The following is a 23,137-nucleotide window of genomic DNA, read 5'->3' on the forward strand; positions in this document are numbered from 1 at the left end:
CACCGCGCCTGCTCGGCCGTACACCGGAGAAGGGGCCGCTGTCCGGGTGACGGCGCGGTCTCACAGCGAACTTGACCGGAACCGAGGATTGGCTTTAGTCGTACTTGAACATCCCGGCCGTCCCGTGCGTATCTCACCTCGCTGGCCAAGTACAGGTTTCCAACGACCAGTTGGTTTCCCCCCGGGAGGCTCATTTTGCGGAGTATCAACGGTTCCGCCCTCGTCATCGCGGCGCTCGCCGCCACCGTCGGCGCGCTCGCGTTCCCTGTGTGGTCGTACGCCGACCGTGCCGGCACGGGTCAGGCGAATCTGGCGGCAGGGACGGTGAACACACAGTGGGGGCCCCTGACCGCCTCCGACCGTGACCTGATCGTGCGGGTACGGCTGGCCGGGCTCTGGGAACTTCCCGCGGGGCAGCAGGCGATCGAGCGGGCGCCCACCCAGGCGATCAAGGAAGCCGGTGATCACCTGATCGTCGGCCACACCGACCTCGACAAGCGGGTGCGCATCATCGCGGCCCAGCTCAATGTCGAGCTGCCGAACCAGCCGAACGCCCAGCAACAGGGCTGGCTGCAGGAAATGACCGCGGCGACGGGCAAGGAATACGAACGGAAGTTCGCGAACCTGCTGCGGGCCGCGCACGGCAAGATCTTCCCGGCGATCGGCGCGGTACGGAACAGCACCCGCAACTCGCTGGTCCGGCAGCTGGCGACGGACGCCAACCAGACCGTGCTCGACCACATCACGATCCTGGAGAAGACCGGGAACGTCGACTTCGACGCCATCGCCAACGACACGGCGGCCCTGTCGACCGCCAGCCCGACAGGTCCCGCCGCGCCGGCCGCCGGAGTGGCGGCACCCTCCGCGCCGCCGGTGCAGCCGGGCGCCGGCGTCACCGCCACGTCGAGTCCGTCCCCCGCGGCTCCGGGCGAGGTCAACACCGCCCGCCCGGAGCCTTCGGACCCGGACAACCTGCTGCGGTAGTCCCGCGGCGGTCCGGCCGGAACCTCAAATGTTGCTCTGAACGTCCGCTGGTATGGGTTCGGCCCCGGGTCCCGGGGCCATGACTCCGTCACGCCGGAACACGTGTCCGTCGTGGGGAGACGGCGAACGACAGCCGGCAACGGACAGGCAGCGACAGACAACGACAGGTAATGGCGGGCACCATCGGGGCGGGTTGTGACGTAGGAGGGGACATGACGCAGCTGAGGCGGCTGGGTACGGGAATCGGCTGGCGGCCGGAGATCGCCGAGGCCGTGGAGCGCATGCCCGGCATCGACTGGGTCGAGGCCGTGGCGGAGAACCTGTGCCCCGGGCACCTTCCCGAGTCGCTGCTGCGGCTGCGCGCGCGGGGCGTCACGGTGGTGCCGCACGGTGTCTCGCTCGGCCTGGGCGGCGCGGACCGGCCCGACGAGTCCCGCCTCGCCGCCCTCGCCGAGCGGGCCGAGGCGCTGGGCTCACCGCTCGTCACGGAGCACATCGCGTTCGTCCGGGCCGGGGGCGCGCTCACCGCCTCGCCGCCGCTGGAGGCGGGGCACCTGCTGCCGGTCCCGCGCACCCGGGACGCACTCGACGTCCTGTGCGCGAACATCCGCCTCGCGCAGGCGGCGCTGCCCGTCCCGCTCGCGGTCGAGAACATCGCCGCGCTGATCTCCTGGCCCGGCGAGGAGATGACGGAGGGGCAGTTCCTGTACGACCTGGTCGACCGCACCGGGGTACGGCTGCTCATGGACGTGGCCAACCTCCACACCAACCACGTCAACCGTGGCGAGGACCCGGCCAAGGCCCTCGACGAACTCCCCGTGGAGGCGATCGCCTACGTCCATGTCGCCGGCGGCTTCGAACGGGACGGCGTCTGGCACGACAGCCACGCCCACCCCGTCCCCGGGCCGGTCCTCGACATCCTCGCCGACCTCGCCTCGCGCGTGACTCCACCGGGGGTCCTCCTGGAACGTGACGAGAACTTCCCGGACCCGGGCGAGCTGGAACGGGAGCTCGGAGCGATCAGAGTCACCCTGACGAGGGCGCAGGCACGGGTCGTGAGGCGGATCGTGAGAGAGACGGCACCCCAGCCGACTCCGTCCGCGACCCCGGACCGCGCCGACACGGACACTCCGGCCGAGGCTCCCTTCCCTGGCGGCCACAGCCACACCGGCGCGGTGGACACACCCACCGCACCCACCACCCCTACCGCCCCTACCGCCCCCGACATACCCACGGCCGCCCGCGAGCGGCTCGCCCTCGCCCAAGCCGCTCTGCTGTCCGCGCTCGTCGCGGGCACCCCCGTGCCCGAGGGCTTCGACCGGGTCCGGCTCGGAGTGCAGGCGCGGGCGCTCGCCGCCAAGCGGGCCGATGTCGTCGCGAAGGTGGCGGCGGAGCTGCCGGAGATCCTCGGGGACGGCTACCGGCCGGCGTTCCTGGCGTATGCGCAAGGGCATCCGATGACCGGCGGTCACCGCCGCGACGCGCTGGACTTCACCGAGCACCTGCTGCTCGCGGGGCGGCCCGAGGACGCGGAGACCCGGGGTCGGCTGAGCGAGTGGTGGCTGGAGCGGTCCGGCCCCACTCCGCCCTCCCGGCGGCCCGCGGCCCGGCTGGCCCGCGCGACCCGCCGGGTACTGCTGCGCCGCTGACCCGGCTCGGCGGACGGGCGCCGATCCGCGCTCCTGCACACGCCGTAGTGCCCCGCTCCGGCAGAGTGTGCCGGGGTTAACACCGCACCCCGCCCGGCCGGAATCCGCGTCCCTTTTCTCAATGTTCCAGGCGCTTTGGGCCGTGGTCGAACTACCGCATTCGGCGTCTTCTTCCCACCCTGCAACCCTTCCCTCCCGTACGGCAGTTGGCGTAGAGACCGAAGTAATATGCCAACCCGCACCCGAAGCGCACTAGCGTGCGGTGCCGCAACAGGAGGCACCATGCGATCCATCAACCGCACCGGATTGGTCAGTGGGACAGGACTCATCATCACGGCCCTCGCCGCGACCCTCGTCGCGCTGATCTTTCCGATCTGGTCGTACGCGGACCGCGCCGGCACCGGCCTGGACACCCTGAAGGCCCAGTCCGTGTCGACCCGGTTCGGTCCGCTGTCCGCACTGGACCGGGAGTTCGTCACCAAGGTCCGGCTGGCCGGGCTGTGGGAGCTGCCCGCCGGCCAGCAGGCCGAGGAGCGCGGCACCACCCAGGCCGTACGCACGGCCGGCGCGCACCTCGTCGAGGGCCACACGTTCCTCGACGCGCGGGTCCGGAATGTCGCCGCGCGGCTCGGACTCGAACTCCCGAACCAGCCCAATGCCCAGCAGCGCGGCTGGCTGGCCACGCTCGACGCGGCGCACGGCACGGACTACGACCGGAAGTTCGCGAACATCCTGCGCAGGGCGCACGGCAAGGTCTTCTCCGTGGTCGCCCAGGTCCGCGCGAACACCCGCAACTCCCTCGTACGGGACCTCGCCGACGACGCGAACACCACCGTGCTCGACCACATCAAGGTCCTGGAAGCCACCGGATACGTCGACTTCGACGCCCTCGCCCAGGACGCCGCGACCGCGAGCCCGCCGCCGCTCACCGCCTCCCCGGCCCCGCCCGGCCCCACGCAGTCCCCGGACAGCGCCGTCCCCGTGACCCCGTCCGGGACCTATCCCCTGCCCCCGGCGGCGTCCCGGGCCAGGGGTTAGCCACCCGACGCCCCCCGCGGTGCGGAACAGAAGTACGAAACAGACGTACGGAACAAGGGACCACAGGAACGTCACAGAGCCACAACGCTCCGCCCATATCGCGCCCCAGCCATGGCGCCGACCTGCACCCTTCACATAGAAAACACGCCATGTTCTGGGTCCTTCTCCTGTTCCTGGCCTGGGCCGCGGCCGGTCTGTCCTGTGTCCGGCTGTGCCTGGCCGCCGTGCGCGCCGCGGCGGTCTCCGCCGAGGCCACGCGCGGGCACCACCTCACGCTGTACGAGGCGGCGTTCCTGTCCGGCGGCCCCGCCCGCGTCGCCGATCTGACCCTGGTGTCGATGGCCCGTCAGCGTCGGCTGCTGCTCGCGCACACGGGATGGGCGACCGTCGTGGACCCGCGCGGGCGGGACGAGATGGAGCGTTCGGTGATAGGGGCGATAGGCCCGGGGGGACAGTCCCGGATAGCGCCCGTGCGGGCGAGTACGGCCACCGCGGACTCGGTACGCCGCCTCGCCGACCGCCTCGTCGCCGCGGGCCTCGCCGTACCGGACGGCGCCCGCACCACCGTCGCGGGCGCCGTCCGGCAGGTACAGGCGGCCACCGCGGCCGTGCTCGCGCTCGGCACGGTCGCCGTGCTGATGCCCGCTCAGACCCAGGCCCGGGCGAGCGAGAACGACGTGCCGGTCGCCGTCTGGTTCGCGCTCCCGCTCATCCTCACCGTGAGCTGCCTCGCCATCGCCCGGATCGAGGTCCACCCGTACACGCGCTGGGCCTCCCCGGCCGGACAGCGGCTGCTCGGTACCCTCGCCCGGCACTCCGACGCCGGCGACGACCGTACGTACCTCACCTCGGTCGCCGTACGCGGCATCCGCGCGGTCGACGAACCGGAGTTGCGGGCGGCCTTCGCGCACCGGGACCGGAACCCCGAACGACAGCGCTGAGCGGCGTTCCGAGCGGCGGCGCTGACCGGCGCCCGAGGGGGCGCATAGGGGTCATTGGGGCCGACACCGGCACCAGGTGCTTTACTTCATCAACTGACGAACCAAACATCCCTTTTGTCGCTGCCGCGCGCTGAAGGGATATGCGATGAGAGCTGCCGTCCTCTACGGAACCGTCGGGTCCTTGCTACTGAGCGGCCTCGTCGCCGCTCCCGCGGGTGGTGCGGCGGCCTGGCCGGATCCCCTGATCTCCCCCGAAACGCGCGGCACCGCCGTCGCCGCCACGCGCGCCGCGGCGGCCGGGATCAGCTTCGGCGCGTGCCCCAAGGGCGACGAGTTCCCGGTCGACATGCGCTGCGGCACGGTCACCGTGCCGCTCGACTACGCGCATCCCGACGGCAAACAGATCAAACTGACCGTCAGCCGCGCCGAGGCCACCGGCAAGGACGTGCGCAACTCCAAGCACAAGGTGCCGCGCCAGGGCGCGCTCGTCTACAACCCGGGCGGTCCGGGCGCCTCCGGCATGTACTTCCCGCTGATCGGCTTCCTCCCCGAGTGGAAGCGCATCGCGGCGGCGTACGACCTCGTGGGCTACGCCCCGCGCGGGGTGGACCGCTCGGCCCCGCTCTCCTGCGAGGACCCGAAGCACCTCCTGAAGGGGCCCTCGCAGTCGCCGACCTACCCCACGGAGACGTACAAGAAGGAGCGCATCGCCCAGGCGCAGACGTACGCACGCGGCTGCCTCAAGCGCTCCGGCGAGTCCATCCGGCACTACACCTCGCTCAACAACGCCCGTGACCTGGACGTGCTGCGCGCCGCGCTGGGCGAGCGGAAGCTGACCTTCATGGGGGCCTCGTACGGCACCTACTTCGGCGCCCTCTACGCGACGCTCTTCCCCTCGCACGTCCGCCGGATGGTCTTCGACTCGGCGGTGAACCCGGCCCCCGACCAGGTCTGGTACCGGAACAACCTGGACCAGTCGGCCGCGTTCGAGGGCCGCTGGGCCGACTTCCGTGCGTGGGTCGCCAGCCACGACAAGGAGTACGGGCTCGGCACGACACCCCAGCAGGTGCTGGACAACTACGAGAAGGCGCGGGCGCGGCTCGCCACCTCGCCCGCGGGCGGCACGGTGGGGCCGGGGCAGTTGCAGGGCGCGTTCCTGCAGGCCGGGTACTTCGACGACTACTGGCCGCAGCGGGCGCTGGCGCTCTCCGCCTATCTGAAGGGCGACCCGAAGCCGCTGATCCAGCAGGCCGGTCCGCATCCGGAGGCGGCCGCCGAAGCGGAGAACGGCAGCGCGGTCTACACCGCCGTGGAGTGCAACGACGCGGCCTGGCCGACGGACTGGCGCACCTGGGACCGCGACAACACGCGGCTCGCGCGCGTGGCGCCGTTCGAGACCTGGGACAACGTGTGGATGAACCTGCCGTGCGCGTACTGGCCCGTGCCGCGGCAGCGGCCCCTCGATGTGCGGACGCTGCCCGGGGAGCTGGCGCCGGTCCTGATCCTGGCGGCCGAGCGGGACGCGGCGACACCGTACGAGGGGGCCGTGGAGCTGCACCGGCGGCTGTCCGGCTCCGTCCTGGTGACCGAGAACGGAGCCGGTACGCACGGGATCGCGGGCGGCCCCAACCGCTGCGTCAACGGCTATCTGGACGCCTACCTGCTGGAGGGCCGCCTCCCGGAGCGGCGCGCGGCGTGCGCGCCGCACGCGGAGCCGAAGCCGGTGGCGGCGGGCGACGGACCCAAGACCGCCCGGCCCGCCACGCAGGATCCCGAGGACGCGAAGACGACCCGTCAGGCGCCCTGATCAGGCGAGACCGGCGACCAGCTCTGCCACGGACCTACGACGGCCGGTGTAGAACGGGACCTCTTCGCGGACGTGCATACGGGCCTCGGAGGCGCGCAGATGGCGCATGAGGTCGACGATGCGGTACAGCTCGTCGGCCTCGAAGGCGAGGATCCACTCGTAGTCGCCGAGGGAGAACGAGGCGACCGTGTTGGCGCGCACGTCCGGGTAGCCGCGGGCCATCTTGCCGTGGTCGGCGAGCATGCGGCGGCGGTCCTCGTCGGGCAGCAGGTACCAGTCGTAGGAGCGCACGAACGGGTACACGCTGATGTAGTTGCGGGGCGTCTCGTCGGCCAGGAAGGCCGGGATGTGCGAGCGGTTGAACTCGGCGGGGCGGTGCAGCGCCATGTTCGACCAGACCGGCTCCAGGGCGCGGCCCAGCCCGGTGCGGCGGAAGAGGTTGTACGCCTCCTGGAGCTGGTCGCTGGTCTCGGCGTGCCACCAGATCATCAGGTCGGCGTCGGAGCGCAGCCCCGACACGTCGTAGGTGCCGCGGACGGTGACGTCCTTGGCGGCGAGCTGGTCGAAGAGCTCCTGGACCTCGTCGGCGAAGCCGGCGCGGTCCTCGGGCAGCACGTCCTTCAGCTTGAAGACGGACCACAGGGTGTAGCGGATGACCTCGTTGAGGTCCTTGGCCTTCTTGCCGATGTTCGCGATCTTCGCGGGGCCGGTGGTGGGGGCGTCGTCACTCATGGGGCTATTCTCCCGCTCCGCCGTGCAGGCTCTGCACCGGGTTCGCCCTCAGCGCGTCCAGTCCGGTGCTGTCCCCGCCGAGCCGGTCCACCGCGGCGTACGCGCTCGCGATGCACGCGGGGATGCCCACCCCGTCGTACGCCGCGCCGCAGACGGCGAGCCCCGGGAGCTTGGCCACGTGCTCGCGGACGCGGGTCACGCGCGCGTGGTGCCCGACCGGGTACTGCGGCAGTCCGTCGTCCCACCGGGTCACCCGGGTCGCGAGGGGCTCGGCGGTCAGGCCGGTGGCCTCGCGCAGGTCGTGCCGGGAGACGTCCACCAGGTCGGGGTCGTCGCGGCCGAGCACCTCCGTCTCGCCGTACCGCCCCACGGAGGTGCGCAGGACGAGCAGGCCGGGGTTCTCCTCGGCGATCCAGCCCCACTTCTGGGAGGCGAAGGTGGACGCCTTGATGGTGTGCCCGTCCACCGGCGGCACCAGAAAACCGCTCCCTTCGGGGAGGGCGATGTCCGCGCGCCGGTAGGCGAGCGTCACCAGTGCCATGGAGGCGTACTCCACACCGGCCAGCTCGGTGGCCGCGGCGGGCGCCTCGGCGCTCAGCAGGGCGGCGGCCGCGGCGGCGGGCGTCGCGAGGACGACCCCGTCCGCGTGCAGGACACGGCCTGCGGCCACGATCCGCCAGCCGGTCTCCTCCGTGCGGCGCAGCTCCGTCACCGGGGCGCCGGTGACGATCTCGCCGCCCCGCGCCCGCACCGACTCGGCGACGGCGAGCGGCAGTCGGCCGACTCCGCCCTCGATGCCCATGAACACCGGCCCGGTCTGCTGGGCCGCGGCCGCCTTCGCCTGGATCTCACGGACCGCCTCGGTCAGGGAGACATGGGTGCGGACGGCGGCGAAGAGCTGGGGGACGGCCAGCCGCATGGACAGGCGGTACGCGTCGCCCGCGTAGACACCGCCCAGGAGGGGTTCGACCAGGCGGTCGACGACCTCGCGGCCGAGGCGTGCCGCCACGTACTCCCCCACCGCCACGTCGTCGCCGACCTCCGTGCGGGGCAGGTCGGCGTCGCGCTCGATGCGGGCCAGGCCCTCCTCGGAGAGGACGCCGGAGAGGGCGGCGGCGGTGCCGGGGACGCCCATGACGTGCCCCTTGGGCATGGGGCGCAGCGTGCCGCGGGTCCACAGGGAGGCGGTCGCCGTGGCGGGCGGCTGGAGGCGGTCGGCGAGGCCCACCTCGCGGGCGAGCGCGACCGCTTCGGGACGGCGCGCGAGCATCGACTCGGCGCCGAGGTCGACCCGCGCGCCCGCGATCTCGCCGGGCAGCAGCTTGCCGCCGACCCGGTCCGACGCCTCCAGGACGGTGACCCGCGCACCACGGTCCAGCAGGCGGTGGGCGGCGGCCAGCCCGGCGATGCCGCCCCCGATGACGACGACGTGTCCGCTGCCGGTGTGTCCCGTACCCGTACGGCTGTCCTGTGCGCGCATGCCTCCACCTTCTCAGACCCCACCGACACGCCCGCCGGGCCCCGGTGTCGTGGTCGGGTACACGGGTGTCCCGCGCGAGTCCTGACCGTGACCGCATCGGGATCGGATCCGGCCAACGTCGTGGTCCGTCCCGGCGTCGAAGGAGGGTCAGCAGTCACCACCCACGGGGGTATGCCCGCATGCACACACGACGTTCCGCTCGAATCGGACCGGCGCTGGCCGGAATACTCCTCGCCACCGCCGTCGCGGTGACGGGCTGCGGTGCCGCCGGTCGCGGTGACGGGCTGCGGTGCCGCCGGTGACGGCTCCTCCTCCACCGCCGACAAGGCGGCCGCGGACGGCGCCGGGAAGGCCCGCTCGGGCGCCGCGGACAGCGTCGGCACGGGCGCGGGCGGCGCCGAGGCCACCAGCCCGACCAAGGGCGCCGGCACCTCCCTGCCGGCCGGCAGCCACATCATCCGTACCGCCTCGCTGACCCTGCGGGTGAAGGACGTACCCAAGGCGCTGGACGCCGCCCGTGCCGCGACCGGCGACGCGGGCGGCTACGTCGGGAACGAGACGACCACCCGGGACGGCCAGGGGCATGAGCACACCCGGGCCGTGCTGCGTGTGCCCACCGACCGGTACGACGAGGTGCTCTCCGCCCTGGAGGGCACCGGAAAGACCGTCGAACGGACGGCCAAGGCCGAGGACGTCACCGACGAGGTCGTCGACGTGGAGAGCCGCATCACGTCGCAGCGTGCCAGCGTGGCCCGGGTCCGCGAGCTGATGGACCAGGCCACCAGGCTCAGCGACGTGGTCGCCCTGGAAGGCGAGTTGAGTACCCGCGAGTCCGACCTCGACGCCCTGCTCGCGCAACAGGCGTCCCTGAAGGACCGCACCAGCCTGGCCACCATCACGCTCTCCCTCTCCGAGACCCCGTCGAAGGACTCCGCAAAGAATGACGACAAAGCGGGCTTCGTGGACGCGCTCACGGGCGGCTGGGACGCGTTCGTCACGATGCTGCGCTGGATCGCGATGGTGTTCGGCGCGGTGCTCCCGTTCCTGCTGAGCGCGGGGCTCGTGCTGGCGGTGTGGCTGCGCCTCGCACGCGCGCGGCGACCGCACCGCGCCGCGGTCGAATCGGCTCCGGTCGGATCGGCTCCGGTCGGATCGGCTCCGGTCGGATCGGCTCCGGCCGGATCGGCTCCGGCCGGATCGGCTCCGGCCGGCCCGGGTTCGCCGCCCGGTTCGCCGTCGGGTTCGCCGACGGGTTCGCCGACGGGTTCGCTCCCGGTGGCGCCGCCCGTGCGCGAAGAGGGTCCCGGGCAGGACTGAGATCCGGGGCCCCCGTAGCGTGTTCGCATGAGCGTGAACCGTAGGGAGCGACTGGTCGTCATCGGTGGCGACGCGGCGGGCATGTCCGCCGCGTCGCAGGCGCGCCGGATGCGGGGGCCGGACGAGTTGGAGATCGTGGCCTTCGAGCGCGGCCACTTCACCTCCTACTCGGCGTGCGGCATTCCGTACTGGGTGGGCGGCGACGTCCCCGAGCGGGACCGGCTGATCGCGCGGAGCCCGGCGGAACATCGGGAGCGTGGGATCGACCTGCGGATGCGCACGGAGGTCACGGAGATCGATGTCAGGGGCGGCCGCGTCCGCTCGCTCGACCTCGAATCCGGGGCCGAGGAGTGGACCTCGTACGACAAGCTCGTGATCGCGACCGGCGCCCGGCCGATCCGCCCGGATCTGCCGGGTGTCGACGCGCCCGGTGTGCACGGTGTGCAGACCCTGGACGACGGCCAGTCCCTCCTGGACACGCTGACGGCGACCGAGGGCCGTCGCGCGGTGGTCGTCGGCGCGGGGTACATCGGTGTGGAGATGGCCGAGGCGCTCATCAACCGCGGGTACGAGGTGACGGTCGTCAACCGCGGCAAGGAGCCGATGGCCACGCTCGACCCCGACATGGGCCGCCTGGTGCACACGGCCATGGAGGGCCTGGGCATCACCATGGTGAACGACGCCGAGGTCACCAAGGTCCTCACCGGGGAGGCCGGCCGGGTCAGGGCGGTCGTCACGGAGGACGCCGAGTACCCGGCGGACGTGGTGGTGCTCGGCATCGGCGTACGCCCCGAAACCACGCTCGCGCGGGCCGCGGGACTGCCCGTCGGCGACCACGGCGGGCTGCTCACCGACCTGGCGATGCGGGTGCGCGGGCACGAGAACATCTGGGCCGGCGGCGACTGTGTCGAGGTGCTCGACCTGGTCTCGGGCCGCGAGCGGCACATCGCGCTGGGCACGCACGCCAACAAGCACGGGCAGGTCATCGGCACCAATGCGGGCGGCGGGTACGCCACCTTCCCCGGCGTCGTCGGCACCGCCGTGAGCAAGGTCTGCGATCTGGAGATCGCCCGCACCGGGCTGCGCGAGAAGGACGCGCACCGGGCGGGCCTGCAGTTCGAGACCGTCGTGATCGAGTCGACCAGCCGCGCGGGCTACTACCCGAACGCGGCCCTCATGACGGTGAAGATGCTCGCCGAGCGCCGCACGGGGCGGCTGCTCGGCGTGCAGATCGTCGGCCGGGAAGGAGCGGCGAAGCGGGTCGACATCGCCGCGGTGGCGCTGACCGCGGGCATGTCGGTGGAGCAGATGACCGCCCTGGACCTGGGCTACGCGCCGCCGTTCTCACCGGTGTGGGACCCCATCCTGGTGGCGGCACGCAAGGCGACCGCGGCGGTACGCAAGAACGCCGCGTAGGCCGGACACCGCGCGGCCGGCCGCAACCGACCCGCGGTCGGCACTCGACCACGGCGCGCTGCGCGCCTACGCGGTCTCGTGCCCCGCGTTGCCGTTGATGCGGTCTATGGCCTGCCGTGCCTGCTCGGCCGGAGGCCGGGCCGGCAGCGAGGACACCGACGCCGAGGCGGTGACGGCCGGCGGCTGCACGGTGGGCGGCTTGGCGTGGGCGGCCGACCGCGCGGAGCGCAGGCGATGGCTGACGGCCTCGTCGAGGGTCACCGGACGCTGCATCCGCGCCGCGAGCCGTCCGGCCTCCTGGCCGAGCGCGGCGACGTCCTCCCAGGGGAGGTGCAGCACCAGGGCGATTTCCGCCTCGCCGTCGGGCAGGGCATGCATCGGAGGAGTAACTCGGTCGTTCATCGCCTGTGTCCTCACGTCTTCCTCGCGGCGCGTCTTCGTCGCGGCGCGGGCGGTTGAGGAGACATACGGATGGGGCGGCGGGTGTGTTCAGTGTGAAAACCGCAAGCTGTGCATGGCCGGCCGCGCGGATTCACGCGGCGGATCCCGGGCACTACTTCCCCGTGGTCATCCCCGTCCATGACGTGAACCCGGTGCGACGCACGCCCTATGTGACGTACGCGCTGATCGCCGCCAACGTGCTCGTGTTCCTCTACACGCCCGGCCTCGCCGGATCGGTGGCGGGCGACAGCGGGCTGTCCCAGCTGTGCCATCTGCACGCGTTCCTGGAGCACTACGCCGTGGTGCCGCAGGAGTTGATCCACCATCAGATGCCCCGCTTCGTGCCCACGGGCGATGTCGGCGTCGGCATCGGGGCACAGGGGCCCGGCTGTCTGGTGGGCCCGCCGAGTTACGACAAGTCGCCGCCGCTCTCCGTCCTCACGGCGATGTTCCTGCACGGCAGCTGGCTGCACCTGCTCGGCAACATGCTCTTCCTGCTGATCTTCGGAAACAACATCGAGGACCGCCTCGGGCATGTGCGCTTCGCGGTGTTCTACGTGGCGTGCGGATACGCGGCGGCGTACGGCTTCGCGTTCCTCAACGACAACTCGTCCGACCCGCTGATCGGCGCCTCCGGAGCGATCGCCGGAGTCCTCGGCGCCTATCTGGTGCTCTATCCGAGGGCCAGGGTCTGGGTCCTCGTCCCGTTCCTGGTCTTCCTGCCGCTGCGGCTGCCCGCATGGCTGGTGCTGGGTTTCTGGTTCGTGCTGCAGGCGGTGTACTCCTCCGGCGGCGGCGTCTCCACCGCCGGAACCGTCGCGTACGAGGCCCATGTGGTCGGTTTCCTCGTGGGGATGCTGCTGGCCTGGCCGCTGCGTCCGGGCACCCCGCCGCCACCGGAACCGCGCAGCCTGCTGTTCGGCAGGCAGGCGCGGCCCAGTTGGTGAAGCGGGAGAGGCGTGGGGTGCGGCGTCAGCGTGCCGTGCGCGTGTGGACGTACTCCACGAGGCGGGTCAGCGCGTCCGGGTCGGTGGTCGGCGGGACGCCGTGGCCGAGGTTGAAGACATGGCCCTCAAGACCGGCGGCGGCGTCCAGCACCTCGCGGGTCTTGACCTCCACGGCCTCGGTGGTGGAGAAGAGGACGGCGGGGTCGAGGTTGCCCTGGAGCGCCTTGCCGGGGCCGACACGGCGTGCGGCCTCGTCGAGCGGGACGCGCCAGTCGACGCCGACGACGTCCGCGCCCGCCTCGCCCATGAGGCCGAGCAGCTCGCCGGTGCCGACGCCGAAGTGGATGCGCGGCACGCCGTACCCGGCCACGGACTCGAAGACCTTGGTGGACGCGGGCATCACCGAGCGCCGGTAGTCGGCGGGTGCCAGGGCGCCGACCCAGGAGTCGAAGAGCTGGACGGCGCTCGCGCCCGCCTCGATCTGTACCTTCAGGAAGGCGGAGGTGATCTCGGCGAGACGGTCGATCAGGTCGGCCCACAGCTGCGGGTCGCCGTACATGAGCGCCTTGGTGTGCTCGTGGTTCTTGGACGGGCCGCCCTCCACGAGGTAACTCGCGAGGGTGAAAGGCGCGCCCGCGAAGCCGATGAGCGGGGTCTCGCCGAGCTCGGCCGTCAGGAGCTTGATCGCCTCGGTGACGTACCAGACGTCCTCGGGGGTCAGATCGCGCAGCTGGGCCAGGTCGGCGCGGGTGCGGATCGGGTTCTCGACGACCGGGCCGACGCCCGGCTTGATGTCGAGGTCGATGCCGATGGCCTTCAGCGGGACGACGATGTCGCTGTAGTAGACCGCCGCGTCCACGTTGTGCCGGCGTACGGGCTGGAGGGTGATCTCGGCGACCAGCTCGGGCCGCATGCAGGAGTCCAGCATGGCGATGCCCTCGCGCACCTTGAGGTACTCGGGCAGCGAGCGACCGGCCTGCCGCATGAACCACACCGGCGTGTGCGGCACGGGCTCGCGCCTGCACGCCTTGAGGAAGGCGGACTCGTACGTGGCGGTCGGCGGCTGGCCCGCGGCGGGGCGGTCGTTGGCACTCACGACGGAAAGTCTCGCACGCCGCACCGACCACCGAGTTCGGGGGCGGCGCCCCGCAAGGGGAGCGGGGCTCTGACGAACACGGCGAAACCCGGCCGTTCCCGCCGAACCGCCGCAGGCACGGGTGTCTCTCCCTGCGCGCGGGCTCCGTTCCCCTTAATCTTCCCCGCATGGCTGCGGCTCAGGGACGACTGTCGGACGGCGCTGGCGGGATGGACGATGCCAAGGAGGGGGACCGGGATGCGAGGGAGACTGCTCCGCCACCCTTCCGGGCTGCCGTCGAGGCACTGAAGGCCGCGCGGCTGCGGCCCGAGATCGAGATCGACCCGACGCGCCCGCCGCAGCGCCTGGCCCCGTTCGCGTACGCGCTGGAGGCCGCGGTCGTCGCGAACGACGAGGACCTGGCGGACGGCCGGCTGATCCTGCTGCACGACCCGGCCGGGCACGACGCCTGGCAGGGCTCCTTCCGCCTGGTGACGCTGGTCCGCGCGGAGCTGGAGCCGGAGATGGCCTCCGATCCGCTGCTGCCGGACGTCTGCTGGTCCTGGCTGACCGGCGCGCTGCAGGCCCGCGGTCTGTCGTACGGCGAACCGAGCGGCACCGTCACGCGGGCGAGCTCGCACTACTTCGGGGGGCTGTCCGAGCGCCCCTCCGCGTCCCAGATCGAGATCCGCGCCTCCTGGACGCCCCGCGAGGGGCTGGGCGGCGTACCGGACACGGCGGCGCACCTCACCGCCTGGTGCGACCTCCTCTGCCAGATCGCGGGCCTGCCTCCGGCGGGGCCGGGCGACGCCTCGGTGGTGACGCTCCCGCAGCGCCGGGACCCGCAGTCACGCTGAGCCCCCGCGTCCACCGCACCCGGCGGACACACCCGCGCCGCTCCCTCTCACCGCTCGATTGCCGAGCGGCACATTCGTGTGCGTGAACGCCACGCGTATTGACGACTTCCTTGCCGAGGCTTTGTCGATACGGCCACTTTCAGCCGTGTCGCGACAGGGAATGACTCGGTTCGATCTTCGGATGATCGATCGCGTGTCCGAATTGCACGGATTGTTACTCACCAAATCGTGATCATTCTCTAAAGGCCGACGGGTTTGATGCCGAAGACGTCTGTGACCTTGAAAGCACGGTTCGCCCCGGCTCCATCCCCACAGCCGGTACCGTCCCGCACCCCCAGGAGGCCTGGTGTCCGTTCTCCTCGAGCAGCCCGCAAGCCTGGTCGCCTACCGCCCGAACAAGCCGACCGCCATGGTGGTCGTGGCCGACCCACGGGTCCGATCCACCGTCACCCGCCACCTCTGGGCGCTCGGAGTGCGCGACGTCATCGAGGCGTCGTCCGTCGCGGAGGCCCGCCCCCGAATCGGCAACCCGCGCGACATCTGTGTCGCCGACGTCCACCTTCCCGACGGCAGCGGGCTCACCCTGCTGTCCGAGACCCGAGCCGCGGGCTGGCCCAACGGCCTCGCCCTTTCCGCCGCCGACGACATCGGCGCAGTACGCAATGCCCTCGCGGGCGGCGTCAAGGGCTATGTCGTCACCGGTACCCGTACGAACATCGGGCTCCCCACCCGGCCCGGCGCCGCGCCCATCGGCTCGGCCGCCGCCCGTATGCACCGCCGCCCCCCGGGTGCCCCGAGCCACCCGGGCGGCTACCGCGAGCTCTCCGGCCGTGAGGTCGAGGTGCTCCGGCTGGTCGCGGAGGGCCAGTCGAACAAGGCCATCGGCGTCTCGATGGGCCTGTCCGCGCTGACCGTCAAGAGCCACCTCGCCCGCATCGCCCGCAAGCTCGGCACGGGCGACCGGGCCGGCATGGTGGCGGTGGCCCTGCGGACGGGGATCATCCACTGAACCGGGGGCACGCCCCCATATCGAACCGGAACTTCACTGACCTGACTGGTTTACGACCCCTCTACGCCCGTCGACGGAACGTTCCGTCGACGGGCGTAGTCCATACACGGATACCCTTGACAGGTGACCGACGCCCAAGAGACCGCAGCAGACAGCTCACTGCGAACCACCGGAGGCGGCCCTCCGGACGACGTCGAATCGGCGCCGATCCCTTTGCTTGAGCCCCGAGAGGGCATTCCGCCCGTCGTCGCCGACGAGACCTCGCTCGCCGAGGTGATCGCGGCCTTCGCCGCCGGCTCCGGCCCCGTGGCCGTGGACGCCGAACGGGCGTCCGGGTACCGATACGGCCAGCGCGCCTATCTGGTGCAGCTGCGCCGCGAGGGCGCGGGCACCGCACTGATCGACCCCGTCGCCTGCCCCGACCTCTCGGGCCTCGGAGAGGCCATCTCCGGCGTCGAGTGGGTGCTGCACGCGGCCACCCAGGACCTGCCCTGTCTGCGGGAGATAGGCATGGTGCCGACGCGGCTCTTCGACACCGAGCTGGCCGGACGGCTGGCCGGGTACCCCCGGGTGGGCCTGGGCGCGATGGTCGAGGGCGTCCTCGGCTTCGTACTGGAGAAGGGACACTCCGCGGTCGACTGGTCCACACGCCCGCTCCCGGAGCCGTGGCTGCGCTATGCCGCACTCGACGTGGAACTGCTCGTCGACCTGCGCGACGCCCTGGAGAAGGATCTCGACCGGCAGGGCAAGCTGGACTGGGCGAGACAGGAGTTCGAGGCGATCGCGCAGGCCGAGCCCGCGCCGCCGCGCAAGGACCCCTGGCGCCGTACGTCCGGGATGCACAAGGTGCGCCGCCGCCGGCAGATGGCGGTCGTACGGGAGCTGTGGGAGGCCCGGGACCGGATCGCCCAGCGCCGGGACATCTCGCCGGGCAAGGTGCTCGGGGACGCGGCGATCGTCGAGGCCGCGCTCGCCCTGCCGCCCACCGTGCACGCCCTGGCCGCACTGAACGGCTTCGGGCACCGCATGGGGCGGCGCCAGCTGGATCAGTGGCAGGCCGCGGTCGACCGCGCCAAGGCACTGCCCGACTCCGAGCTGCCCCAGCCGGGGCAGCCGGTGACCGGGCCGCCGCCGCCGCGCGCCTGGGCCGACAAGGATCCGGCCGCCGCCGCCCGGCTCTCCGCGGCGCGCGCCGCCGTGTCGGCGCTGGCCGAACAGCTCAACATGCCGCAGGAGAACCTGATCACGCCGGACACCGTGCGGCGGGTCTGCTGGGAGCCGCCGGCCGGCGCCGACGCCGAGTCGGTCGCGGTCGCCCTCGCCGGGTACGGGGCGCGGGCGTGGCAGGTCGAACTGGTCACACCGGTGCTGGTCACCGCGCTGGCCTCCGCCGAGGGCTGAGCGGGCGGGCGCCGCGGGGCCCCGTGCGGGGCGCCATGGGGGGGCGGTCGCCGGTCGTACGGTGGGTGCGGGTTGTTCGGAGCTGGTCGCGCGGTTCCTCGCGTCCCCGAAGAGGTGCCCCGAATGGCCCCTTGAAGCGGAAGAGCTACGTCGAGATCACGCCAAGATCCTCGGACGGCACACCTCCCGGGCAGGGGGTTTCGTATGTGACGTTCACCGCTCCCGCCGTCGGGGGTGGGCAGGGTGGTTACCCGCAAGTAGCATGAGGGTGAGCGCGCGCTCAGGGCGTCCGGAGCGTGTGTGTCGCGCAGCAGTGCCATCCCGCATCTGGAGGAGAGCCATCGTGCCTCGTACCGTCAGGGACGTCGTCTTCGTCGACGGCGTCCGCACCCCGTTCGGCAAGGCGGGCCCGAAGGGCATCTACCACGAGACCCGCGCCGACGACCTCGTCGTGAAGGCCATCCGGGAGCTGCTGCGCCGCAACCCGGGCCTCGACCCCAAGAAGATCGACGAGGTCGCCATCGCCGCGACCACGCAGATCGGTGACCAGGGTCTGACGCTGGGCCGCACGGCGGGCATCCTCGCGGGCCTGCCCCAGTCGGTCCCCGGCTACTCCATCGACCGCATGTGCGCGGGCGCGCTGACCGCCGTCACCACCACCGCGGGCTCCATCGCCTTCGGTGCGTACGACGCCGTCATCGCCGGTGGTGTCGAGCACATGGGCCGCCACCCGATGGGCGAGGGCGTGGACCCGAACCCGCGGTTCGTCAGCGAGAAGCTGGTCGACGAGTCCGCCCTGTTCATGGGCATGACCGCCGAGAACCTGCACGACCGCTACCCGCACATCACCAAGCAGCGCGCCGACGAGTACGCCGTGCGCTCGCAGGAGAAGGCCGCCAAGGCGTACGCCAACGGCAAGATCCAGCAGGACCTGGTGCCGATCTCGGTGCGCAACACCAACGCGGAGGTCGGTGAGACCGGCTGGGGCCTGGTCACCGCCGACGAGCCGATGCGCCCGGGGACCACCCTGGAGAACCTCGCCGGTCTCAAGACGCCGTTCCGCGTCCACGGCCGGGTCACCGCCGGTAACGCGGCCGGTCTGAACGACGGCGCCACCGCCTCGATCATCGCGTCCGAGGACTTCGCCCGCGAGCACGACCTGCCGGTCAGGATGCGGCTCGTCTCGTACGCCTTCGCGGGCGTCGAGCCGGAGGTCATGGGCTACGGCCCGATCCCGGCGACGGAGAAGGCCCTCGCCAAGGCGGGTCTGGGCATCGGCGACATCGGCCTGTTCGAGGTCAACGAGGCCTTCGCCGTGCAGGTGCTGGCCTTCCTCGACCACTACGGCATCGCGGACGACGACGAGCGCGTCAACCAGTACGGCGGCGCCATCGCCTTCGGCCACCCGCTGGCCTCCTCCGGCGTCCGTCTGATGACGCAGCTGGCCCGCCAGTTCGAGGAGCAGCGGCACGTCCGCTACGGCCTGACCACCATGTGCGTCGGCTTCGGCATGGGCGCGACGGTCATCTGGGAGAACCCGAACTTCGAGGGGGACAAGTGAGCACGACCGCTGAGCTTCTGAAGGGTGCGGCCGAACTGTTCCCGGACGAGGTCGTGACGTCCGCGCACGTACGCCACCTCGACCTGCCGTTCGGTGCCGGGCGCTTCGCGCTCATCACCCTGGACAACGGCCTCGACCACACCAAGCCGACCACCTTCGGCCCGGCCTCGCTGGCGAACCTGGGCGCCGCGATCGACCAGGTCGAGAAGGAGGCCGCGGCCGGCGAGATCGTCGGTGTCGGCGTCACCGGCAAGCCGTTCATCTTCGCGGTCGGCGCGGACCTGAAGGGCGTCGAGCTCCTCAAGAACCACGACGACGCGCTCGCCATCGGCAAGGGCGGCCACGAGGTCTTCAAGCGCCTCACGGCGCTGGCCGTCCCGACCTTCGCGTACTACAACGGCGCGGCGATGGGCGGCGGCGTCGAGGTCGGTCTGCACTGCCGGTACCGCACGGTGTCGAAGTCCATCGCGGCCTTCTCCCTCCCCGAGGTCTTCCTCGGCCTGGTCCCGGGCTGGGGCGGCTGCACGCTGCTCCCGAACCTGATCGGCGCCGACAAGGCCGTCTCGGTGATCATCGAGAACTCGCTCAACCAGAACAAGCAGCTCAAGGGCGGGCAGGTCTTCGACCTCGGCATCGCCGACGCCCTCTTCGAGGGCGCCGACTTCCTGGAGCAGTCGCTGATCTGGACCGCGTCCGTCCTCAAGGGCGACATCACGGTCGAGCGCCCGGAGATCGACCGCGGCGAGGCCTGGGACCAGGCCGTCGCCAAGGGCCGGTTCATCGCCGACGGCAAGGTGCACGGGGCGGCTCCGGCCGCGTACCGCGCGCTGGACATCATCGCGGCGGCCAAGGACGGCGACCTGCAGAAGGGCTACGACGCCGAGGACATCGCCCTCGCCGACCTGATCATGGGCGGCGAGCTGCGTTCCGGCATCTACGCCTTCAACCTGGTCCAGAAGCGCGGCAAGCGCCCCGCCGGCGCCCCGGACAAGAACCTGGCCCGTCCGGTCACCAAGGTGGGCGTCGTGGGCGCGGGCCTGATGGCCTCGCAGCTCGCCCTGCTCTTCCTGCGCCGCCTCGAAGTGCCCGTCGTCCTCACGGACATCGACCAGGAGCGTGTCGACAAGGGCGTGGGCTACGTCCACGGCGAGATCGACAAGCTGCTCGGCAAGGGCCGGATCAACCAGGACCAGGCGAACCGTCTGAAGGCCCTGGTGACGGGTGTTCTCGACAAGGCCGAGGGCTTCGCGGACGCCGACTTCATCATCGAGGCCGTCTTCGAGGAGATCGGCGTCAAGCAGCAGGTGTTCGCGGAGGTCGAGGCGGTCGCCCCGGCGCACGCGATCCTCGCGACGAACACGTCCTCGCTGTCGGTGACGGAGATGGCGTCGAAGCTGAAGAACCCCGAGCGGGTCGTGGGCTTCCACTTCTTCAACCCGGTCGCGATCCTTCCGCTGCTGGAGATCGTGCGCGGCGAGCAGACGGACGACGCCTCGCTGGCCACGGCGTTCGCCGTCGCCAAGAAGCTGAAGAAGACCGCGGTGCTGGTGAAGGACGCCCCGGCGTTCGTCGTCAACCGCATCCTCACCCGCTTCATGGGCGAGATCCAGAACGTCATCGACGAGGGCACGCCGGTCGAGGTCGCGGAGAAGGCGGTGGAGCCGCTGGGCCTGCCGATGTCCCCGCTGGTCCTGCTCGAACTGGTCGGCCCCGCGATCGGTCTGCACGTCTCGGAGACCCTCAACCGGGCCTTCCCGGACCGCTTCACGGTCTCCTCGAACCTCGCGGCCGTCGTCAAGGCGGGCAAGCGCGGCTTCTACGTGTACGACTCCGGCAAGCCGGAGCTGGACCCCGAGGTCGCGGCGCTGCTGAAGCAGGGTGACGTGGTCCTCACGGAGGAGCAGGTGCGCGCCCGTGTCCTGGACGCGGTCGCCCAGGAGATCGGTCTGATGCTCGACGAGGGTGTCGTGGCCGAGGCGCAGGACATCGACCTCTGCCTGATCACCGGTGCCGGCTGGCCCTTCCACCTGGGCGGGATCACTCCGTACCTGGACCGTGAGGGTGTCTCCGAGCGGGTGAACGGGAAGCGGTTCCTGGAGGTCGGGGTGGCTTCCGTCCCCGCGTAGGCGCTCCGCTGTGTCCGTAGGTGCCCCGTACGCCGCCTTGGTGTACGGGGCACTCTGCGCTGCCTGGGGGCTCCGCCCCCAGACCCCCGCGTCGGCCTGAACGGCCTCGTCCTCAAACGCCGGACGGGCTGAATGATGCGCGCCGACGCTCTCAAGGGGCGCGGGGAACTGCGCGCTCAGCCCCCACCGGGCAGCAGCCAAGCAACCTGGAGCGGGCGGGGGATCCGGGGCGCAGCCCCGGCTTTCAGGGGCGCGGGGAACTGCGCGACCAGCCCCCACCGGGCAGCAGCCGAAAGAACGCCCCACGGCTTCGGGGCTTACACCGGGCGCCATGCCTCCAATGCCAGACCCGGTTCGTTCTTGCGGCGGGTGACGAGCAGTTCCTCGCTGCCCGGAGCCAGGCTCGCGGCGACCACCCGGCCCTCCTCATCCTCCGTCAGCGACACCTCCGCCCCGACGGGCAACCCGGGCCCCGACTCCGTCCACCAGGCCCCCGCCGACTCCTGCTCGGTCGGATACGCGGCGAAGACGACCCGCCCACTCGCCGACCGCTGCGCGAGCAACGTGCAGTCGAAGCCGTCCAGTTCGCAACGGATCGCCGAGACCGGCCCGGGCCCGGCGCCGGCGAGCAACGACACCGGCTTGGCGCCCGGCCGCCACGCGCACACGTCACCCGCCTCGTCGGTGAAGAAGAGGGTGGTGGAGCCGGGGGAGGTCACGAGGGCACGGAGGGTGCCGGGACGTACCGAGGTCTCCAGGGACTCCCGCAGGGCCGGGGGCTTGCCCGGCTCCTCCTGGACCCAGTGCACGATCCCGTCGGGGACGACCGCGTACAGCTCGATGAGCCCGGACTCCCCCGCGACGGCCGCCAGGTCGTCCCGTACGCCGCTCCCCTTGAGGTCGCGCCACGGGTCCCAGCCGCCCTTCTCCTTCTGGGCGACCATGCTGACCCCACCGCCGTTGTTGCGCACGAAGACATGGGCGCGTCCCTGCGCGTCGACGGCGACGGCCGGTGTGCCGGTGCGGTCGCCCTTCCTGTTGGGGTGCCCGATCGGGTGCCAGTCGAGGGCGGCGAGCCGTGGTTGGAAGTGCGTGGTGTGGACCAGCCCGGACTCGCCGGGCACGGTGGGTCGCCAGGAGACCAGGTGGGTGTAGCCGTCGGCGCCCTGGCCGAGGGCGAGCACGGGGTGCAGGCGCTGCTCGCCGCCGATGGTGCGCGGGGGGTCCCAGGGACCGCCGGGCGCGCGCTCCGCCCGGCAGCGGACAGCGGCGCCCGACACCAGGTACACACTGAGCCTGCCGTCGCGACCGCGTCTGAGCCATTCGCCGTTCACCGGTTCACTGTAATCCGGGGCCGGACCGTCATCGCCAGGGGCCCAGGGAGCTGCCGGGAACGGGAGACAGCCGGCGGCGGACACGCAGTTCGCCGTCCGTGCCGATGACGGCCAGGACGACGGCGCCGGCGGCGTCGTACGCCCTCGCGGGTGCGTGGGTGAACATGTCCCCGACTCACGCCGGTGGGTGCCGGAGATGTCCTTGTCGCGGTCGGACAGCGACACGACGGGGCGGCCGCGGCTGCCCCGGTGGGCCAGGAAGGCTTCCCGGGCGCCACGTTCGGGCGCCCACAGCGCGGCGACGGCGCCCGTACCGCCGTGGCCGCCGAGCCCGGCGCCGGATCCGGGCCGTCGGCCGTCGGCCGTCGGCGTGCTGACGGTAGGCCATGACCTGCTGGGTGCCGGCCTCCCGGTAGTACAGGCAGGTGCGCCCGGCGCCCGAGTCGACGGCGGTGATGCCGCCGGTCGCGGGGCGGCCGGTCCTGAGGGTGTCGTCGAGGGTGAAAGGGCCGCCGGGTTCGCCCTGGTGCCAGCGCCCTACGGTGTTCTTGCCGGGGACGTACAGCTCCACCGTGCCGTGCCGTGCCGGGTGGTCAGGGCCGTACCCGCGTCCTGGACGAAGGAGCCCCCGAGGTCCTCCCAGGGAGTCCAGGCGCCCGTGGTGTCGCGGCGGCGCAGGCTGACGCCCTGGGCGAAGTTGCGCACGAACACGTGGAGTCGGCCCATGCCGTCGACGGCGGCCGACGGCACACCCACCTCGCGCCGGCGGCGGCCGTCGCCGTGGGACCGGTCCGGGTTCTCCAGGGTCCGCCAGCCGCTGAAGCCGTTGCCGTCGAGGTCCTGCACGGCGTGTACGACGTCGACGGTGACCCCGCTGCCGAGCACCGACTGGCGGCGCAGGCCCACGAGTTCGGCCGGGCCGCCGGGTGCGCCGGTGACGGCTCTCGCTCTGCCCCGGGCGGCGGCCCGCCCGGATCTGGTCCGCATGGCGTGACCTGCCCCTTCCCATGACGCTCGGCGCG

General features: G+C 72.1%; 20 protein-coding genes. 13 read left to right on the forward strand and 7 right to left on the reverse strand.

Translation table 11 applies throughout. From position 1 onward, the window contains the following. Window positions 1-195 precede the first annotated feature (195 nt). The 5 genes from RV986_RS13035 (at window position 196) to RV986_RS13055 (ending at window position 6,419) form a co-directional block, all read left to right on the forward strand. Window positions 196-984 (forward strand): DUF4142 domain-containing protein, encoded by a 789-nt coding sequence (locus RV986_RS13035; protein WP_475917553.1) that lies wholly within the window; start codon window positions 196-198, stop codon window positions 982-984. A 212-nt stretch (window positions 985-1,196) separates the two neighbouring features. Beyond that, window positions 1,197-2,633: an MbnB/TglH/ChrH family RiPP precursor modification enzyme gene (locus RV986_RS13040; RefSeq protein ID WP_475917554.1), complete on the forward strand. Its 1,437-nt coding sequence runs from the start codon at window positions 1,197-1,199 to the stop codon at window positions 2,631-2,633. A gap of 282 nt (window positions 2,634-2,915) precedes the next feature. Next, window positions 2,916-3,671: a DUF4142 domain-containing protein gene (locus RV986_RS13045; RefSeq protein WP_475917555.1), complete on the forward strand. Its 756-nt coding sequence runs from the start codon at window positions 2,916-2,918 to the stop codon at window positions 3,669-3,671. Window positions 3,672-3,820: 149 nt separating this feature from the next. Continuing rightward, window positions 3,821-4,612, forward strand: a complete 792-nt coding sequence (locus RV986_RS13050) for a TIGR04222 domain-containing membrane protein (protein ID WP_475917556.1) — start codon at window positions 3,821-3,823, stop codon at window positions 4,610-4,612. 145 nt (window positions 4,613-4,757) lie between these two features. Next, the gene (locus RV986_RS13055) at window positions 4,758-6,419 is read left to right on the forward strand and encodes an alpha/beta hydrolase (protein WP_475917557.1); all 1,662 of its coding nucleotides are present in this window, start codon (window positions 4,758-4,760) and stop codon (window positions 6,417-6,419) included. On the opposite strand, the gene hemQ is transcribed toward RV986_RS13055, so the two are convergent. Further along, the gene (hemQ, locus tag RV986_RS13060) at window positions 6,420-7,151 is read right to left on the reverse strand and encodes a hydrogen peroxide-dependent heme synthase (RefSeq protein ID WP_475917558.1); all 732 of its coding nucleotides are present in this window, start codon (window positions 7,149-7,151) and stop codon (window positions 6,420-6,422) included. 4 nt (window positions 7,152-7,155) lie between these two features. Continuing rightward, the gene (gene hemG, locus RV986_RS13065; protein ID WP_475917559.1) at window positions 7,156-8,631 is read right to left on the reverse strand and encodes a protoporphyrinogen oxidase; all 1,476 of its coding nucleotides are present in this window, start codon (window positions 8,629-8,631) and stop codon (window positions 7,156-7,158) included. A 261-nt stretch (window positions 8,632-8,892) separates the two neighbouring features. On the opposite strand from hemG, the gene RV986_RS13070 reads away from it, so the two are divergent. Both RV986_RS13070 and RV986_RS13075 read left to right on the forward strand, forming a co-directional pair. Beyond that, window positions 8,893-9,948, forward strand: coding sequence for a DUF4349 domain-containing protein (locus tag RV986_RS13070; RefSeq protein ID WP_475917560.1), 1,056 nt, complete (start codon window positions 8,893-8,895; stop codon window positions 9,946-9,948). Between the two features lie 27 nt (window positions 9,949-9,975). Further along, entirely contained in the window at window positions 9,976-11,364 is a 1,389-nt protein-coding gene (locus RV986_RS13075) for an FAD-dependent oxidoreductase (RefSeq protein ID WP_475917561.1), read from the forward strand. 66 nt (window positions 11,365-11,430) lie between these two features. Here the strand turns inward: RV986_RS13075 and RV986_RS13080 are convergent, their stop codons facing one another. Then, window positions 11,431-11,766, reverse strand: coding sequence for a hypothetical protein (locus RV986_RS13080; protein ID WP_475917562.1), 336 nt, complete (start codon window positions 11,764-11,766; stop codon window positions 11,431-11,433). Between the two features lie 161 nt (window positions 11,767-11,927). On the opposite strand from RV986_RS13080, the gene RV986_RS13085 reads away from it, so the two are divergent. Then, window positions 11,928-12,752 carry a rhomboid family intramembrane serine protease gene (locus tag RV986_RS13085; RefSeq protein WP_475917563.1) on the forward strand — a complete coding sequence of 275 codons (825 nt, stop codon included), beginning with the start codon at window positions 11,928-11,930 and terminating at the stop codon, window positions 12,750-12,752. Window positions 12,753-12,777: 25 nt separating this feature from the next. Here RV986_RS13085 and hemE read toward each other — a convergent pair whose 3' ends face one another. After that, the gene (gene hemE / locus RV986_RS13090) at window positions 12,778-13,848 is read right to left on the reverse strand and encodes a uroporphyrinogen decarboxylase (RefSeq protein WP_475917564.1); all 1,071 of its coding nucleotides are present in this window, start codon (window positions 13,846-13,848) and stop codon (window positions 12,778-12,780) included. Between the two features lie 209 nt (window positions 13,849-14,057). Here hemE and RV986_RS13095 point away from each other — a divergent pair, with 209 nt between their 5' ends. The 5 genes from RV986_RS13095 to RV986_RS13115 all read left to right on the forward strand — a co-directional run bounded on the left by RV986_RS13095 (window position 14,058) and on the right by RV986_RS13115 (window position 20,781). Continuing rightward, window positions 14,058-14,684 (forward strand): DUF3000 domain-containing protein, encoded by a 627-nt coding sequence (locus RV986_RS13095; protein WP_475924266.1) that lies wholly within the window; start codon window positions 14,058-14,060, stop codon window positions 14,682-14,684. A 346-nt stretch (window positions 14,685-15,030) separates the two neighbouring features. Further along, window positions 15,031-15,693, forward strand: a complete 663-nt coding sequence (locus RV986_RS13100; protein ID WP_129305965.1) for a response regulator transcription factor — start codon at window positions 15,031-15,033, stop codon at window positions 15,691-15,693. Window positions 15,694-15,816: 123 nt separating this feature from the next. Next, window positions 15,817-17,094: an HRDC domain-containing protein gene (locus RV986_RS13105; protein ID WP_475917565.1), complete on the forward strand. Its 1,278-nt coding sequence runs from the start codon at window positions 15,817-15,819 to the stop codon at window positions 17,092-17,094. Between the two features lie 343 nt (window positions 17,095-17,437). Beyond that, window positions 17,438-18,655: a thiolase family protein gene (locus RV986_RS13110; protein ID WP_475917566.1), complete on the forward strand. Its 1,218-nt coding sequence runs from the start codon at window positions 17,438-17,440 to the stop codon at window positions 18,653-18,655. Next, on the forward strand, window positions 18,652-20,781 hold the full coding sequence (locus RV986_RS13115) for a 3-hydroxyacyl-CoA dehydrogenase NAD-binding domain-containing protein (RefSeq protein ID WP_475917567.1): 2,130 nt from the start codon (window positions 18,652-18,654) through the stop codon (window positions 20,779-20,781). Before RV986_RS13110 ends, RV986_RS13115 begins: the two co-directional genes overlap by 4 nt. A 317-nt stretch (window positions 20,782-21,098) precedes the next feature. On the opposite strand, the gene RV986_RS13120 is transcribed toward RV986_RS13115, so the two are convergent. From RV986_RS13120 to RV986_RS13130, 3 genes are all read right to left on the reverse strand, one after another. Beyond that, window positions 21,099-22,115 carry a hypothetical protein gene (locus tag RV986_RS13120; protein WP_475917568.1) on the reverse strand — a complete coding sequence of 339 codons (1,017 nt, stop codon included), beginning with the start codon at window positions 22,113-22,115 and terminating at the stop codon, window positions 21,099-21,101. Between the two features lie 28 nt (window positions 22,116-22,143). Next, on the reverse strand, window positions 22,144-22,281 hold the full coding sequence (locus RV986_RS13125) for a hypothetical protein (protein WP_475917569.1): 138 nt from the start codon (window positions 22,279-22,281) through the stop codon (window positions 22,144-22,146). Window positions 22,282-22,652: 371 nt separating this feature from the next. Then, entirely contained in the window at window positions 22,653-23,102 is a 450-nt protein-coding gene (locus RV986_RS13130; protein ID WP_475917570.1) for a hypothetical protein, read from the reverse strand. Window positions 23,103-23,137: the final 35 nt, after the last annotated feature.

The sequence above is a fragment of the Streptomyces sp. RLA012 genome, from assembly GCF_056270325.1.